This is a genomic window from Pseudomonas onubensis, from assembly GCF_965653655.1.
Lineage (GTDB): Bacteria > Pseudomonadota > Gammaproteobacteria > Pseudomonadales > Pseudomonadaceae > Aquipseudomonas.
Map to the genome: position 1 here is coordinate 30,129 of NZ_CBFHAZ010000024.1, position 15,541 is coordinate 45,669.

Here is a 15,541-nt window from a genome sequence, read left to right on the forward strand (position 1 = left end):
GACGCAACGATGGCTAAATCAATCGGCTTGATCGCCGCCGGCCTGCTATTGGCGCTCAGCCAAGGCCTGCAGGCGGAAACCAGCCTGACCATTCGCGCGGTCATCATCGCGCCGCCGCCGTGCGTGATTAACAGCGGCAATACACTGGACGTGCCGTTTGGCAATGACCTGCAGACCTCACGCGTGGACGGCGTTAATTACCGTCGCGATGTGCCGTACACCGTCACCTGTGATGCTCCTTACAGCAACGCGTTGACGCTGGCACTCAACGGCACCGGCGCTGCGTTCGACAGCCGCGTGCTCGCCACCCGCAAGGCCGACCTAGGGGTCAAGCTGTTCGTCAATGGTGCTGACTGGCCGCTGAACACTGCGGTGAATTTTACCTACCCCAATTTCCCTGCGGTGCAGGCGGTGCCGGTCAAACGCGCGGGCAGCCAACTGACCGGCGGGGCGTTCGATGCCGTTGCAACCCTGGTGGTCGATTACCAATGACGCCCACCTACACAAAGAGGAACGACCCATGAAGGTTTGGCAACAGCGAGCGTTGCTCGCCCTGTGCGCCATCGGCCTGTGCAGCGGCGCGTCGGCCAACGTGCGGTTCAGCGGCACACTGAATGAACCGCCGCCCTGCACCATAGACACCGGCAACACGATTGAAGTCGATTTCGGCGATGTCGGGGTCAAGCGCGTCGATGGCGTGAAATACCGCAGGGGCGTCGGCTACACCATTAACTGTGGCACCGACACGCTGCCCTGGGAGTTGAAGTTGAGCGTCAACGGCACGCCCACGGCGTTTGACGGCTCGGCGGTGCAGACCAGCGTGCCGGCGCTGGGCATTCGGATCTTTCAGAACAATCTGCCATTTGCGCTCAATACGCCGTTGGAGATCACCCTCTCGTCGCCGCCCACACTGGAAGTGGTGCCTGTGCAGCAACCGGGTGCAATCCTTGCGCCCGCGCGGTTTACGGCGGTGGCCACGTTGTTGGCTGAATACCAGTAGGAGCTGAGTCGATGCGATATCAAATTGTGCACAAGGGCGCGCTGGCAGTGCTGCTTAGCTTCGGGTTGATCCCCAAGGGGCACGCGGCGGACAACCTGAGTTTCAAGGGCAACCTGGTTGAAGAGGCTTGCACCATCCGCCCCGGCGACGAGGCCATTACCCTGGAACTCTGGGACCTGACCAGCAAGTACCTGTATTTGAACACGCGCTCGGTGGGTAAACGTTTCCAGCTGCACCTGGAGGAGTGTGACACCACGATCGGCGACTCGGTGACCATCACCTTCGGCGGCGTGGAAAACGCAGAACTTCCCGGCTTGCTCGCGCTTGATGGCGGCAGTGGGGCGTCAGGCATCGGGGTCGGCATTGAGACGCTGAGCGACAAGCCGTTGCCTTTGAATGCCGTCAGCGACAAACAGGTGCTCAGCGATGGCAACAATGTGATCGAGCTCAAGGCCTATGTACAAGGCGAGCCGAAGGCCCTGCTGGATCAAACCATCGGGCACGGTGCTTACACGGTGACCTCCACTTTTACGTTGGACTACCCATAGGCTGCGCATGGGTAGGGCAGAGCAACGAGAGATCAAAATGAAACGACTAGATGGAGTCTGCGCGCTTCTCGTCTTGATGGGTTTTACCGCGACCGCACAGGCTGTTGACTGCCGGGTCAATGGTGGACCTTGGCAAACGGGCAATCCTAACTTACAGGTACCCGTTACTGTGCGTTTGGCCTCGGATCGTACGAGGATCTTGTTGGAGGGGGCACGACTTGAATGTCGATTTTCTCCAGGATCGCAGAGCCCATCGTGGTTTGCCGATTACTGGGCGACTGGCAATCTATCGGGAAGCGGTTGGACTCCCGGCGCAAAATTCATCGGGGAAAGGACCGGTTTGCGAATAAACGGAGCGTTTTACAACACACCTGTCCCCAATGACGTGCGGGCAGCCACGATGCCTGACGACCTGAGAGGGTATCCCATCGATATCACCCCCTTTATTCTGATGCGCAACGATCCGTCTAATCCGATCAGTGTTCGAATAGGGGATAACCTCGGTCTATTGCGTCTCACCAGTACAAACAATCACGATTCTTCTCGGCCGCAACTCAGTGTCCTGTACAGCGCTGCAAACAACTTCGACGTCTCTCCATCAACCTGCACGATCAACAATAACAACCCTATCGAAATCAACTTCGGCACCGTCCATCAAAGAGCAATCGGCACCGACCCACTGACCTCCACTATTGTCAGCAACCGCAGGCTTACCTATTCCTGCCCGGACGGCGGGATCAACACACCGATCACCATCACCTACAAGGGCACGCGCTCCTCGTTCGACTCACGGCTGTTGATCATGAACAACCCCGATGTCGGCACGGCGATGGTGCGCGGCGGTGTGGCGGTGCCGGTAAACGGCTCATTCCTCACCCGTATCACCAACAGTGTGGGCGGCGACGATGTGACGTTTTCGCTGGTGCGCCGCAATGGTTCGCTGCCGACCCCCGGCAGCATCAGCGGCAGCGGTGTACTGGTGATGGGCGTGCCCTGACACCTGTGCAAGGCTAAGGCCGATAGCCGAAAGCGCACCGCGCCAAACGACCCAACCGTTTAGAAAAACCACAAGAGATCAAGATGAAACGATGCTATGGAGCCGCAGTGCTTTTTGCTCTGGCGGGTATTACGACGACCGCGCACGCCGTGGACTGTCGTGTTAATGGCGGGCCCTGGCAGAATGGCAACCCCAATCTGCAAGTGCCCGTTACTGTAACTCTGGCTGCAGACCGCAGCAGGATCATGTTGGAAGGGGCAAGGCTGGAATGTCGATTTACCTTTAGCGGGGGGCCGGCTTGGCATACGGACTTTTGGGCAACCGGCAGTGCAGCAGGCACCGCCTGGACACCCGGTCCAAAATTTGCTGGCGAAGGCACTGGTCTACGCGTCAACGGGTCTTTTTTGAATACGCCGGTGCCCAGTGGTGTCGGGATAGTCAACATCCCCAACAATGGCGTGTTTTACCCGATCAATGTCACCCCCTATATTCTGCTGCGTAACTATCCGTCCAATCCGTTCGATGTGCGCATCGGCGATAATCTCGGACTTTTACGCCTCACGAGCTCGAACAATTACGACGGCACCCGACCGCAACTCACGGTCACCTACACGGCCGCCAACAACTTCACCGTCTCCCCATCCACCTGCACGATCAACAATAACAACCCGATAGAAATCAACTTCGGCACCGTCCACCAGCGCGCAATCGGCACCGACCCACTGACCTCCACCATCGTCAGCAACCGCAGGCTCACTTACTCCTGCCCGGACGGCGGAATCAACACACCGATCACCATTACCTACAAAGGTACTCGCACCGCGTTCGACTCACGCCTGCTGATCATGAGCAATCCCGACGTGGGCACGGCCATGGTGCGCGCGGGCACTGCGGTGCCGGTAAACGGCTCATTCCTCACCCGTATCACCAACAGTGTGGGCGGCGACGATGTGACGTTTTCGCTGGTGCGCCGCAATGGCTCGCTGCCAACCGCCGGCAGCGTAACCGGCAGCGGTGTGCTGGTGATGGGGGTGCCCTGACACACAAATGATCGATACCCAAAGCACAGTGCATCGCCCTAGAATGCCCGCTCCTCCACCTCTGGTTTTTTGGGGCACACATGCACATTTCTTCGGGCCGCTGGGTCTACGGTTTTCTCCTGACCCTGCTGACCGCGCTGCTCTGGGGCATTCTGCCGATCAAGCTCAAGCAAGTGTTGCAGGTGATGGACCCGGTCACCGTCACCTGGTTTCGCCTGGTGGTGGCCGGCAGTTGCCTGTTTATCTACCTGGCACTGACTCAACGTTTGCCCAGCCGCAAGGTCCTTGGGCCCAAGGGCGGCTGGCTGGTGGCGATGGCTGTGTGTGGGCTGGTGGGCAACTACGTGTTGTACCTGGTGGGCCTGAAAATGCTCAGCCCCGGCACCGCGCAATTGGTGGTGCAGATGGGGCCGATCTTTTTGATGATCGCCAGTGTGTTCGTGTTCAAGGAGCGCTTCAGCCTGGGGCAGGGCATGGGGCTGGTGGTGCTGATCCTGGGCTTTGGTCTGTTCTTCAACCAGCGCCTGGCTGAGCTGCTGACCTCCATGGGCACGTACACGGCGGGCGTGTTGACGATCCTGCTGGCTACCACCATCTGGGTGTTCTACGCCCTGGGCCAAAAGCAATTGCTGACCGTGTGGAATTCGTTGCAGGTGATGATGGTGATCTATCTCTCGTGCGCACTGTTGCTCACGCCGTGGGCGCATCCGCTGGAGGCGTTGCAATTGAGTCCGCTGCAAGGCTGGTTGCTGCTCGCGTGCTGTATGAACACGCTGGTGGCCTATGGTGCATTTGCCGAAGCGCTGGCGCATTGGGAGGCGTCGCGCGTCAGTGCGACCCTGGCGTTGACGCCGTTGGTGACCTTTGTCGCGGTGGCTTTGGCGGCCTGGCTGTGGCCGGACTATGTGCAAGCGGAGCAGATCAATACCCTGGGCTACGTCGGCGCGTTGGTGGTGGTGCTCGGTTCAGCCACGGTAGCACTGGCGCCATCGCTGTTCGCCGGGCTCAAGGCCCGGCGGCTGCGTTTGGCGTCTTAATACCCTTTAAGGACGAACACGCCCAGTGTGGCGAGCAGGCTTGCCCTGCGTTGGGCTGCGCAGCGGCCCCAAAACCCGCCGATGAGGTCTGCCTGGAAGAACGCGTTGCCTGGATCAGGGCTGCTCCGCAGCCCAACGCAGGGCAAGCCTGCTCGCCACAGAACCGCGTTCACCACAGGATTAGATCGTTCCCACGCTCCGCGTGGGCATGCAGCCCCGGACGCTCTGCGTCCCGCAGGCCACGGCTACCTTGAAGGCGACGCAGAGCGTCACTGGATGCATTCCCACGCGGAGCGTGGGAACGATCAAGAGCCTGCTTGCCACAGAACCGCGCTCACCACAGGATGCTTTTTCGCCAGTTCTCCTAGTGCCCGGCTTCCAACATGTTTTCCGGGCGCACCCACTGGTCGAACTCTTCATCAGTCAGGTAGCCCAGGTCCAGCGCCGCCTGGCGTAGCGTCAGGCCTTCGGCGTAGGCCTTCTTGGCGATCTGCGCCGCTTTGTCGTAGCCGATATGCGGGTTGAGCGCCGTGACCAGCATCAAGCCGCGTTCCAGGTGCTCGGCCATTTGCCCGGCATCCGGCTCAAGCCCTGCGATGCAGTGTTCCTGGAAGTTGTTGCAGCCATCGGCCAGCAGGCGGATCGATTCGAGCAGGTTGTGGATGATCACCGGCTTGTACACGTTCAGTTGCAGATGACCCTGGCTGGCGGCAATACCGATGGTCACGTCGTTGCCCAGTACCTGGCAGGCCAGCATCGACAGTGCTTCGCACTGGGTCGGGTTGACCTTGCCGGGCATGATCGAGCTGCCGGGCTCGTTGGCCGGCAGCTTGACCTCGGCCAGGCCTGCGCGTGGGCCAGAACCCAACAGGCGCAGATCGTTGGCGAGCTTCATCAGCGCCACCGCCAGGGTTTTCAGCGCGCCATGCAAGGTCACCAGCGGTTCGTGGCCGGAGAGGGCAGCGAATTTGTTGGGCGCGGTGACGAATGGCAAGCCGGACAAGGCCGCCAGCTCGGAGGCAATCGCCTCGCCAAAGCCATGTGGCGAATTGAGCCCGGTGCCCACGGCGGTGCCGCCCTGGGCCAGTTCGCACACGGCGGGCAGGGCGCTGCGGATGGCGCGCTCGGCGTAATCGATTTGTGCGATAAACGCCGAAACTTCCTGGCCGAAGGTGATCGGCGTGGCGTCCATCATATGGGTGCGGCCGGTCTTGACCAGCTTCATATGGCGGGCGGCCAGCTCGGCCAAGCCGCCGGAAAGCGTGGCGAGCGCCGGCAACAGGCGTTGATGAACCGCCTGCACCGCCGCAATGCTCATGGCCGTGGGAAAGCAGTCGTTGGAGCTTTGCGAGCGGTTCACATGGTCATTGGGGTGCACCGGGCTTTTGCCGCCACGGGCCTTGCCCGACAGCTCGTTGGCGCGGCCGGCGATCACTTCATTGGCGTTCATATTGCTTTGGGTGCCGCTGCCGGTCTGCCATACCACCAGCGGGAACTGGTCGTCGTGCTGGCCATCGAGCACTTCATCGGCGGCCTGTTCGATCAGGCGGGCGATGTCGGCGGGCAGGTCGCCGTTGCGGTCGTTGACCCGTGCTGCGGCTTTCTTGATCAGGGCCAGGGCATGCAGTACCGCCAGGGGCATGCGTTGCTCGCCGATGGCGAAGTTCACCAGCGAGCGTTGGGTCTGGGCGCCCCAGTAAGCGTCATCCGGGACGCTGACTTCTCCCAGGCTGTCGGTTTCAATACGGCTCATCGGGCACACTCCTTCAGGTTCGTTTGCGCAGTTTAGGCTGTGATCGGTCTTGGGGGTTCCCTAAAAGACTTTTCATCGGATTAATCCACCACGAATGCAGGCGCAAAGAGCGCTGGGGTTGAGACATGGCGTTTTTTAGGCGCAGAATGGTCGCCCTTGGGGTCTTACCTCGCCTGCTAGAAAGGAAACTCGATGACTCGTCTTCGTGCCATCTGTACCGCGGTTGCTCTGGTTTGCGCCAGCGGCCAGGTTTTTGCCGATACCGCCAGCCATAACGCCAGTGCCGAAGCCTTCCTTACCCTGGCCCACGCTGACAAGCTGGGTACCCCGGTGTACATGCAAGTGCAGCAAATGTTTGCCCAGCGTTTCGAACAGACCAAGGCGCCTGCCGCCAAGCAGTCCGTACTGGACAGCTACCAGGCCAAGGCCAACGCCGCGCTGGACCAAGCCATCGGCTGGCCGAAGCTGAAGCCGGACATGGTCAAGCTCTACACCACCAATTTCAGCGAATCCGAACTCAAGGATCTGGTAGCCTTCTACCAGTCGCCACTGGGCAAGAAAGTCCTGGAAAAAATGCCGCAACTGACCCAGCAATCGGCCCAGATGACCCAGGCCAAGCTGGAAAGCGCCGTGCCGGTGGTGAACAAGCTGCTCGAAGACATGACCAACGAGCTCGCGCCAAAAGCCGCCGCACCGGCCAAGAAGAAGTAAGCAGGAATGACCATGCAACAGCGTATCGAAACGGCGCTTGCCGCCCTGAGCCCGCAACACTTGAGCGTGCTGGATGAAAGCCATATGCACAGCCGTGGGTTGCAGACCCACTTCAAGGCCGTGCTGGTCAGCCCGCAGTTCGAGGGGCTTAACCGCGTCAAGCGCCACCAGACGGTCTACGCCACCCTGGGTGACCTGATGAGCGAATTTCATGCGTTGGCGCTGCATACCTACACGCCCGAAGAATGGGCGAAAATCGACGCAGCCCCGGCCTCGCCGACCTGCGCCGGCGGGCACTGACACTGTGGCGCATTGGCGTTATGTGGCGAGGGAGCTTGCTCCCGTTGGGCTGCGCAGCAGCCCTGATGCCCATCACTGCGATCTTTGTGAAAGGTCACAATCGCCTTATCGGGGCCGCTCCGCAGCCCAGCGGGAGCAAGCTCCCTCGCCACAGTAAAGAGGCGGCCCATAAACGTCGCCAATTTTGTTAGAATCCGCAACGCGCCGCTTAGCCGGCGCGTTTTTTTTGCATCCGGTTCACCCCTTACGAGGGTAGCCACCTGGAGAGAACACCCATGACTCAACCCATCGTCGTGGCGGCACTGTATAAGTTCGTCACCCTCGAAGACTATGTCGCCCTGCGCGAGCCACTGCTGCAGGCAATGGTCGACAACGGCATCAAAGGCACCTTGCTGATCGCCGAAGAAGGCATCAACGGCACCGTTTCGGGCAGCCGCGAAGGCATTGATGGCCTGATGGCCTGGCTCAAGAACGACCCACGCATGGACGACATCGACCACAAAGAGTCGTACTGCGACGACCAGCCGTTCTACCGCACCAAGGTCAAGCTCAAGAAAGAGATCGTGACCCTGGGCGTCGAAGGCGTCGACCCGAACAAAAAAGTCGGCACCTACGTCGAGCCGCAGGACTGGAACGCACTGATCAATGACCCTGAGGTGCTATTGATCGACACGCGTAATGACTACGAAGTGTCGATCGGCACCTTTGAAGGCGCAATCGACCCGAAAACCACCAGTTTTCGCGAATTTCCCGACTACATCAAAGCCAACTTCGACCCGGCCAAGCACAAGAAGGTCGCCATGTTCTGCACCGGCGGCATTCGCTGTGAAAAGGCTTCCAGCTATATGCTCAGCGAAGGTTTCGATGAGGTCTACCACCTCAAAGGCGGCATCCTGAAGTACCTCGAAGAAGTGCCGCAGGCAGAAACCAAATGGCAGGGCGACTGTTTTGTGTTCGACAATCGCGTGACCGTGCGCCACGACCTGAGCGAAGGCGACTACGATCAATGTCATGCCTGTCGCACGCCGGTCAGCGTAGAAGACCGCGCGTCCGAGCACTATGTGGCTGGCATCAGTTGCCCGCATTGCTGGGATAAGCTGCCGGAGAAGACCCGTCGCAGTGCCATCGACCGGCAAAAGCAGATCGAGCTGGCCAAGGCCCGCAACATGCCGCACCCGATTGGCTTCAACTACAAGCAAACCCCTTCCGAGGCCTGACCCATGCCCGCGCGCCTGCTCTATGTGATGGACCCGATGTGTTCCTGGTGCTGGGGCTTTGCCCCGGTGGCGCAGGCGCTGGTTGAGCAGGCCCAGGCGGCCGGCGTGGACGTGCACCTGGTGGTGGGCGGTTTGCGCACCGGCAGCGGCGCTGCGCTGGAGCCGACCACGCGGCGCTATATCCTTGAGCACTGGCAGGCCGTCACCGACGCCACCGGCCAGCCGTTCAAGCGCGAAGGTGCATTGCCCGACGGTTTTGTCTATGACACCGAGCCTGCATGCCGCGCCATCGTCACCGCGCGCAGCCTGGCGCCGGATTGCGCCTGGACCCTGCTGGGGCTGATCCAGCGTGCGTTTTATGTCGAAGGCCGCGATGTGACCCTCGCCAGCGTGCTGGTGGAACTGGCCGAGCAGGCGGGTATTCCGCGTATCGAGTTTGCCGGTGCATTCGACCGTGCCGAGCAACATGCAGCAACGGCCGCCGACTTTACCTGGGTGCAGGACCTGGGCATTGCCGGTTTCCCGACGTTGCTGGCCGAGCGCAATGGCCAGCTGGCGTTGCTGACCAACGGCTATCAGCCGTTGTCCGAGCTGTCGCCTTTGCTCGCCCGATGGCTGGAGCGAGCCACCTGTGCAGGATGAGTCCAAACGCATCGACCGACTGACCTGGGCGGAAATTCGCCGCCTGGCCCTGCGTCACAAGAAATCCCTGTGGATCGCCAATGGCGTTGCCGTACTGGCGACCCTGTGCAGCGTGCCTATACCTTTGCTGTTGCCGTTGCTGGTGGACGAAGTGCTGCTTGGCCACGGCGATGCCGCGCTCAAGGTGATGAACCACGCGTTGCCACTGGGGTGGCAGAAGGCGGTCGGTTATATTGGCCTGATGCTGTTGGTGACCTTGTGCCTGCGCTGCGGCGCGCTGGTGTTCAACGTGGTGCAGGCGCGGCTGTTTGCGCGGCTGGCCAAGGATATTGTGTACCGCATCCGCGTGCGCCTGATCGAACGGCTCAAACGGATCTCCCTGGGCGAATACGAAAGCCTGGGCAGTGGCACGGTGACCACGCATCTGGTCACCGACCTGGATACGCTGGACAAGTTTGTCGGCGAAACCCTCAGCCGCTTTCTGGTAGCGATGCTCACGCTGGTCGGCACCTCGGCGATTCTGGTGTGGATGCATTGGCAACTGGCGTTGTTGATCCTGCTGTTCAACCCATTAGTGATCTACGCCACGGTGCAGTTGGGCAAGCGCGTCAAACACCTGAAGAAGCTGGAGAACGACAGCACCTCGCGCTTCACCCAGGCGCTGACCGAAACCCTGGACGCCATCCAGGAAGTGCGCGCCGGCAACCGTCAGGGCTTTTTCCTTGGGCGCCTGGGCCAGCGCGCCCAGGAAGTGCGCGACTACGCGATCCACTCGCAATGGAAAACCGACGCCTCCAGCCGCGCCAGCGGCTTGTTGTTCCAGTTCGGCATTGACATCTTTCGCGCAGCGGCGATGCTCACCGTGTTGTTTTCCGACCTGTCCATCGGCCAGATGCTCGCAGTGTTCAGCTACCTGTGGTTCATGATCGGCCCGGTGGAGCAACTGCTCAACCTGCAATATGCCTACTACGCGGCAGGGGGTGCGCTCACGCGTATCAACGAGCTGCTGGCACGCGCCGACGAGCCGCAATATGCCGGCGGCGAAGACCCGTTCACCGGGCGTGAAACCGTCGGCATCGAGGTGCGTGGCCTTAACTTCGGCTATGGCGAAGAGTTGGTGCTCGACCAACTGAACCTGGCCATCGCACCGGGCGAGAAGGTCGCGATTGTCGGCGCCAGCGGCGGCGGCAAAAGCACCTTGGTGCAACTGCTGCTCGGGCTGTATACGCCACAGGCCGGCAGTATTCGTTTTGGCGGTGCCACCCAGCAGGAAATCGGCCTGGCGACCATTCGCGAGAACGTCGCGGTGGTGCTGCAACACCCGGCTCTGTTCAACGACACCGTGCGCGCCAACCTGACCATGGGCCGCGCCCGCAGTGACCAAGCCTGTTGGCAGGCACTGGAAATCGCTCAGTTGGATGCTACCGTCAAGGCACTGCCGTTGGGCCTGGACAGTGTGGTAGGGCGCTCGGGTGTGCGTTTTTCCGGCGGGCAGCGCCAACGCCTGGCCATCGCGCGCATGGTGCTGGCCGAGCCGAAAGTGGTGATTTTGGACGAAGCCACCTCCGCCCTGGACGCCGCTACCGAGTACAACCTGCACCAGGCGCTGGCGCGGTTTCTCAGTGGGCGTACTACACTGATCATCGCCCACAGGCTTTCTGCAGTGAAACAGGCAGACCGGGTACTGGTGTTTGATGGTGGGCATATCGCCGAAGATGGCGACCATCAGCAGTTGATTGCCGATGGAGGGTTGTACGCCAAGCTCTATGGGCATCTGCAACAAGTGCGTTGATTTAGCTGAGCTATCGAGAGCGGATTTTCGCGTGCGTATCAAGCAGTGCATGTGCAAGGGACCTCATGAAGCAAAAGCGTACTCTCGGAGTGACGTTAAGCAGGCCGCGGTTGCTGGGCATTGTCTGGCCTTTTATCGCCGTCGTGCTGTTCCAGGCATTGCTGGGCTGCGTCAGTCTTTACATGCTGTCGGCGGTGCGCGGCTACGTGGCAGGCGAGAGCTTGTGGTCCAAGGGCCAGAAAGACGCCATCTACTACCTGACCCTGTACGCCGATAACCGCGACGAAACGACCTTCCTCAAATACCAGCAAGCCATCGCCGTGCCCCAGGGCGGCCATGAGTTGCGGGTAGCGCTGGACCATCCCGCGCCTGACCTTGCGGCCGCGCGCCTGGGCATCCTCAAGGGCGGCAACCACCCCGATGACGTGTCCAGCCTGATCTGGCTGTACCTCAACTTTCGTCATTTCAGCTACTTGGAAAAAGCCATCGAGTTGTGGACCGTGGGCGATGGTTACCTGGTGCAACTCGATGACCTGGCCCAGGCGATGCACCGGGCCATCCGCAGCAATCAGGTCAGCCCTGGCGACATTGCTGACTGGAAGACGCGCATCATCGCCATCAACGACGGCGTCACGCCAGCCGCTAAAGCGTTCAGCGATGCCTTGGGCGAAGGCTCGCGGATGATCCTGCGCCTGTTGCTGATCACCAACCTGGCCACTGCGCTGGGTTTGATCGTGCTGGCGCTGATGCGTACCCACAAGCTGCTGACCCAGCGCCACGCCTTCGCCACCGCGTTGCAAGCCGAGAAGGAGCGGGCGCAGATCACCCTGGAGTCGATTGGTGACGGGGTGATCACCACGGATGTCGACGGCGCCATTGCCTACATGAACCCGGCCGCCGAGGCGCTGACCCACTGGAAGACCGCCCAGGCCCAGGGATTGCCGCTGGCGGCTCTATTCAACCTGCTGGATGAGAATGCCGAGCCCGATGGCTTCGCCCTGATCGAGCACATCATCAAGGGCGAACTCAGTGGCGGCAGCGAGCATTCCAAGCTGATCCAGCGCGTGGACGGCAGCACGGTGTCAGTCACGCTGGTAGGTGCGCCAATCCGCAGTGCCGGCAAGGTCAGCGGCGCGGTGCTGGTGTTGCACGACATGACCCAGGAGCGCCAGTACATCGCCAACCTGTCGTGGCAGGCGACGCACGATGCCTTGACGGGCCTGGCTAACCGCCGCGAGTTCGAGTTCCGGCTGGAGCAGGTGCTGCAACAGGTAGCGCGCCAGCAGAGCGGGCGGCATGCCTTGATGTTCCTCGATCTCGACCAGTTCAAACTGGTCAACGACACCTGCGGGCATGCGGCGGGCGATGAATTGCTGCGGCATATCTGCGCGTTGTTGCAATCGGACCTGCGCGAAGGCGACACCCTGGCGCGCCTGGGCGGCGATGAGTTCGGCATCCTGTTGGAGAACTGCCCGGCAGCGGTGGCGGAAAAGATCGCCGAAAGCCTGCGCCATACCGTGCAAAGCCTGCACTTTGTGTGGAAGGGCCGGCCGTTCATGACCACCGTGAGCATTGGCCTGGTGCATATCTCGCAATCGCCGACCACCCTGGAAACCTCGCTGCGCGCCGCCGATATGGCCTGCTATATGGCCAAGGAAAAGGGCCGCAACCGGGTGCAGGTCTACCACGCCGATGACTCGGAATTGTCCCTGCGCTTTGGCGAAATGGCCTGGGTGCAGCGCCTGCACATGGCCTTGGAGGAAGATCGTTTTTGCCTCTACTCCCAGGAAATCTCACCACTGGGCCACACCGATGGCGGCAATGGCCATATTGAGATCCTTTTGCGCCTGCACGACGAGGCGGGCCGGATCATCCTGCCGGACAGTTTTATTCCGGCTGCCGAACGTTACGGTCTGATGACTTCGCTGGATCGTTGGGTGGTGGAAAACGTATTTAAGATTATCGCCGGTTGTATGCGAGAGCGTGCGGGCCGTCCTATGGCCATGTGTGCGATTAATCTGTCAGGCATAACTATCGGGGATGATGATTTTCTCGGATTTTTACGTGAGAAATTCGAGGCTTACAGCATTCCGCCGGAAATGATTTGTTTTGAAATAACAGAGACCAGTGCTATTGCCAATTTGGGTAGTGCAATCCGTTTTATTAATGAACTCAAGGCCTTAGGTTGCCATTTTTCACTCGACGACTTTTGTGCCGGAATGTCCTCGTTCGCCTATCTTAAACATTTGCCTGTAGACTTCCTGAAGATCGACGGAAGTTTCGTAAAGGATATGCTGGACGACCCGATTAACCGTGCCATGGTCGAAGTGATCAACCACATCGGCCATGTCATGGGTAAGCGCACAATTGCCGAATTTGTTGAAACACCGCTGATCGAACAGGCTTTACTTGAGATCGGTGTGGATTATGCTCAGGGATACCTGATCGAACGTCCGCAATTGTTTACCTTTGATAGTCTGCAGTGCCGACCCGTGCGGCCGCAGCCACTGTTATTCAAGGCGCCGGGCACATTCCGCTGAAGCATCCGACGGTCTGTACAATCACATTAGAAAAGGAGCCCTACAGTGATCGACACCTTCAATCGAACCGGCCCGCTTATGGAAGCCTCGAGTTACCCAGCCTGGGCGCAACAATTGATCCTGGACTGTAGCGAGAGCAAGCGCCGCGTTGTCGAACACGAACTGTACCAGCGCATGCGTGACAACACGCTCAGCGCCAAGACCATGCGCCACTACCTTATCGGTGGCTGGCCAGTGGTTGAACAGTTTGCCTTGTACATGGCACAGAACCTCACCAAGACCAAGTTTGCCCGTCATCCTGGGGAGGATATGGCGCGCCGGTGGCTGATGCGCAATATTCGCGTGGAACTCAACCACGCCGACTATTGGGTGCACTGGGCGCGTGCCCACGGGGTAAGCCTGGAAGAGTTGCAAGCGCAGAACGTACCACCGGAATTGCACGCACTGAGTCACTGGTGCTGGCACACCAGCTCGGCCGATTCGTTGATCGTGGCGATTGCCGCGACCAACTACGCAATCGAGGGGGCGACTGGTGAGTGGTCCGCCGTGGTGTGCTCGACCGGTGTGTATGCGGCCGCCTTCCCTGAAGAAGACCGCAAGCGCGCCATGAAGTGGTTGAAGATGCACGCGCAATACGACGACGCCCACCCTTGGGAAGCGCTGGAAATCATCTGCACGTTGGCCGGGATGAACCCAGGCAAAGCCTTGCAGGTAGAGCTGCGCCAGGCGGTGTGCAAGAGCTACGACTACATGTACCTGTTTTTGGAAAGTTGCATGCGGTTGGAGAACGAAAAAGCAAAGGCGCCAGCAGCCGTTCGCGAACGTCAGGTTCGCGTCGCCAGCGAGGCGTGATGTAAGCGTGATGGCGGGGTTTTACCCCGCCATTGCCAAGCGGTTGCGACCTTCGCGCTTGGCCACGTACAGGGCGTTGTCGGCCCGCCGCAACAGGCTTTCGGCCGACTCGGCAGCCAACAGGGTCGAGCAGCCAAGGCTCACCGTCAGTTCAATCCGCTTACCGTCCGCCCAATAGTCCTGAGCCTCTGCCGCCCGACGCAGGCGTTCGCCGACCATACCCGCCGCGTCCCGGCCGGTGTTCGACAGCAGGATCAAAAACTCTTCCCCGCCAAACCGAAACACCATGTCCACATTGCGCAACTGGCTCTTGATCGAGTCGGCGACTGCGCGCAATACGATGTCGCCCGCCGCATGGCCGTGGGTGTCGTTGATTTTCTTGAAGTGGTCAATGTCCAGCATCAACAAGGACAACGGGCTCAGGTGCCGCCGGGCCATGTCGATTTCCCGCTGCAGCGTCTGGTCCATCGCAATGCGGTTGCCGGTTTCGGTCAGCGGGTCACGCAGGGCGCTGCGGGTGGCCGCGCGGTAGAGCAGGGCGTTACGCATCGGGTACAGCAAGGTCGACAGCAAGGACTCAAGCTGCGCCAACTCATCGTCCAGCAAGCGCTGGTTACGCCGGAATATCAACTCGCCCAGATGCTCGCCTTCATGGCTCAAGGTGTAGCTCACCGAGTGGTGCCCACGATGGCCGAACTCCAGGCGCAAATCGCTGGCCTCATGGCGATATTGCAGCGCGTCCAACGGCACCAGGCGCTGAACTTCGCGAAAGAACAGCGCGAGGATGCGTTCCGGCTCAAGGCTGGTTTGCAATTGCTGGTTCAGTTGCTGACGAAGTTGCGCAAGTGTGGCGGGGCGACGTGGAAGCAGGGAAGGCTGACCAAACCCCAGGCGTTGCAATTTGGCACTGTCGAAGTCAATTGCGTTGGTCTGGGTCGGTGATTTCATAAGCTGACGGCCTCTAAGCACTTAACTGTCTTACAGGCTGCACGAGAGCGGCAAATGCCAAGCGTCTTACTGTTCCTTCAGTTCCGTAAAACATTGGAGACAGTTTAAACCGCTTTGCCATGGGTTATAACCCCTGGGCCCTGCCACACGTCTTGTCATCGCTT

15 protein-coding genes are annotated in these 15,541 nt (G+C 60.3%); 13 read left to right on the forward strand and 2 right to left on the reverse strand.

Annotated features, from left to right (window positions below):
• Positions 1–9: 9 nt before the first annotated feature.
• The 6 genes from ACTD9P_RS10855 to ACTD9P_RS10880 all read left to right on the forward strand — a co-directional run bounded on the left by ACTD9P_RS10855 (position 10) and on the right by ACTD9P_RS10880 (position 4,622).
• Positions 10–492, forward strand: coding sequence for a fimbrial protein (locus ACTD9P_RS10855; protein ID WP_438867715.1), 483 nt, complete (start codon positions 10–12; stop codon positions 490–492).
• 28 nt (positions 493–520) lie between these two features.
• Positions 521–1,000, forward strand: a complete 480-nt coding sequence (locus tag ACTD9P_RS10860) for a fimbrial protein (protein ID WP_438867716.1) — start codon at positions 521–523, stop codon at positions 998–1,000.
• An 11-nt stretch (positions 1,001–1,011) separates the two neighbouring features.
• A complete protein-coding gene (locus ACTD9P_RS10865) occupies positions 1,012–1,548 on the forward strand; it encodes a fimbrial protein (protein ID WP_438867717.1) in 537 nt (178 codons plus the stop codon).
• Positions 1,549–1,585: 37 nt separating this feature from the next.
• The gene (locus ACTD9P_RS10870) at positions 1,586–2,545 is read left to right on the forward strand and encodes a fimbrial protein (RefSeq protein WP_438867718.1); all 960 of its coding nucleotides are present in this window, start codon (positions 1,586–1,588) and stop codon (positions 2,543–2,545) included.
• Positions 2,546–2,628: 83 nt separating this feature from the next.
• Positions 2,629–3,585: a fimbrial protein gene (locus ACTD9P_RS10875; protein WP_438867720.1), complete on the forward strand. Its 957-nt coding sequence runs from the start codon at positions 2,629–2,631 to the stop codon at positions 3,583–3,585.
• Between the two features lie 80 nt (positions 3,586–3,665).
• A complete protein-coding gene (locus tag ACTD9P_RS10880) occupies positions 3,666–4,622 on the forward strand; it encodes a DMT family transporter (RefSeq protein WP_438867721.1) in 957 nt (318 codons plus the stop codon).
• A 364-nt stretch (positions 4,623–4,986) separates the two neighbouring features.
• On the opposite strand, the gene ACTD9P_RS10885 is transcribed toward ACTD9P_RS10880, so the two are convergent.
• Complete coding sequence (locus tag ACTD9P_RS10885; protein ID WP_438867722.1) at positions 4,987–6,375, reverse strand: class II fumarate hydratase; 1,389 nt, start codon at positions 6,373–6,375, stop codon at positions 4,987–4,989.
• A gap of 192 nt (positions 6,376–6,567) precedes the next feature.
• Here ACTD9P_RS10885 and ACTD9P_RS10890 point away from each other — a divergent pair, with 192 nt between their 5' ends.
• From ACTD9P_RS10890 to ACTD9P_RS10920, 7 genes are all read left to right on the forward strand, one after another.
• Positions 6,568–7,086, forward strand: a complete 519-nt coding sequence (locus tag ACTD9P_RS10890; protein ID WP_003175221.1) for a DUF2059 domain-containing protein — start codon at positions 6,568–6,570, stop codon at positions 7,084–7,086.
• A gap of 6 nt (positions 7,087–7,092) precedes the next feature.
• Positions 7,093–7,386, forward strand: coding sequence for a BolA family protein (locus ACTD9P_RS10895; RefSeq protein ID WP_200431301.1), 294 nt, complete (start codon positions 7,093–7,095; stop codon positions 7,384–7,386).
• Positions 7,387–7,661: 275 nt separating this feature from the next.
• Positions 7,662–8,603 (forward strand): oxygen-dependent tRNA uridine(34) hydroxylase TrhO, encoded by a 942-nt coding sequence (trhO, locus tag ACTD9P_RS10900; RefSeq protein WP_219268642.1) that lies wholly within the window; start codon positions 7,662–7,664, stop codon positions 8,601–8,603.
• A 36-nt stretch (positions 8,604–8,639) separates the two neighbouring features.
• Positions 8,640–9,245, forward strand: coding sequence for a DsbA family protein (locus ACTD9P_RS10905; protein WP_177034541.1), 606 nt, complete (start codon positions 8,640–8,642; stop codon positions 9,243–9,245).
• Entirely contained in the window at positions 9,235–11,037 is a 1,803-nt protein-coding gene (locus ACTD9P_RS10910) for an ABC transporter ATP-binding protein (protein WP_438867723.1), read from the forward strand. The genes ACTD9P_RS10905 and ACTD9P_RS10910 overlap by 11 nt, the downstream gene beginning before the upstream one ends.
• A gap of 65 nt (positions 11,038–11,102) precedes the next feature.
• Positions 11,103–13,577: an EAL domain-containing protein gene (locus tag ACTD9P_RS10915; protein WP_438867724.1), complete on the forward strand. Its 2,475-nt coding sequence runs from the start codon at positions 11,103–11,105 to the stop codon at positions 13,575–13,577.
• A gap of 78 nt (positions 13,578–13,655) precedes the next feature.
• Positions 13,656–14,429 carry an iron-containing redox enzyme family protein gene (locus ACTD9P_RS10920; RefSeq protein ID WP_438867750.1) on the forward strand — a complete coding sequence of 258 codons (774 nt, stop codon included), beginning with the start codon at positions 13,656–13,658 and terminating at the stop codon, positions 14,427–14,429.
• Between the two features lie 21 nt (positions 14,430–14,450).
• On the opposite strand, the gene ACTD9P_RS10925 is transcribed toward ACTD9P_RS10920, so the two are convergent.
• On the reverse strand, positions 14,451–15,377 hold the full coding sequence (locus tag ACTD9P_RS10925) for a GGDEF domain-containing protein (protein WP_438867726.1): 927 nt from the start codon (positions 15,375–15,377) through the stop codon (positions 14,451–14,453).
• Positions 15,378–15,541 lie beyond the last annotated feature (164 nt).

Coding starts and splice junctions, on each gene's coding strand:
- ACTD9P_RS10915 (WP_438867724.1), top strand. CDS start 11,103: ATGAAGCAAAAGCGTACTCTCGGAGTGACGTTAAGCAGGCCGCGGTTG.
- ACTD9P_RS10895 (WP_200431301.1), top strand. CDS start 7,093: ATGACCATGCAACAGCGTATCGAAACGGCGCTTGCCGCCCTGAGCCCG.
- ACTD9P_RS10905 (WP_177034541.1), top strand. CDS start 8,640: ATGTGTTCCTGGTGCTGGGGCTTTGCCCCGGTGGCGCAGGCGCTGGTT.
- ACTD9P_RS10885 (WP_438867722.1), bottom strand. CDS start 6,375: ATGAGCCGTATTGAAACCGACAGCCTGGGAGAAGTCAGCGTCCCGGAT.
- ACTD9P_RS10870 (WP_438867718.1), top strand. CDS start 1,586: ATGAAACGACTAGATGGAGTCTGCGCGCTTCTCGTCTTGATGGGTTTT.
- ACTD9P_RS10855 (WP_438867715.1), top strand. CDS start 10: ATGGCTAAATCAATCGGCTTGATCGCCGCCGGCCTGCTATTGGCGCTC.
- ACTD9P_RS10925 (WP_438867726.1), bottom strand. CDS start 15,377: ATGAAATCACCGACCCAGACCAACGCAATTGACTTCGACAGTGCCAAA.
- ACTD9P_RS10860 (WP_438867716.1), top strand. CDS start 521: ATGAAGGTTTGGCAACAGCGAGCGTTGCTCGCCCTGTGCGCCATCGGC.
- trhO (WP_219268642.1), top strand. CDS start 7,662: ATGACTCAACCCATCGTCGTGGCGGCACTGTATAAGTTCGTCACCCTC.
- ACTD9P_RS10890 (WP_003175221.1), top strand. CDS start 6,568: ATGACTCGTCTTCGTGCCATCTGTACCGCGGTTGCTCTGGTTTGCGCC.
- ACTD9P_RS10880 (WP_438867721.1), top strand. CDS start 3,666: ATGCACATTTCTTCGGGCCGCTGGGTCTACGGTTTTCTCCTGACCCTG.
- ACTD9P_RS10875 (WP_438867720.1), top strand. CDS start 2,629: ATGAAACGATGCTATGGAGCCGCAGTGCTTTTTGCTCTGGCGGGTATT.
- ACTD9P_RS10865 (WP_438867717.1), top strand. CDS start 1,012: ATGCGATATCAAATTGTGCACAAGGGCGCGCTGGCAGTGCTGCTTAGC.
- ACTD9P_RS10920 (WP_438867750.1), top strand. CDS start 13,656: ATGGAAGCCTCGAGTTACCCAGCCTGGGCGCAACAATTGATCCTGGAC.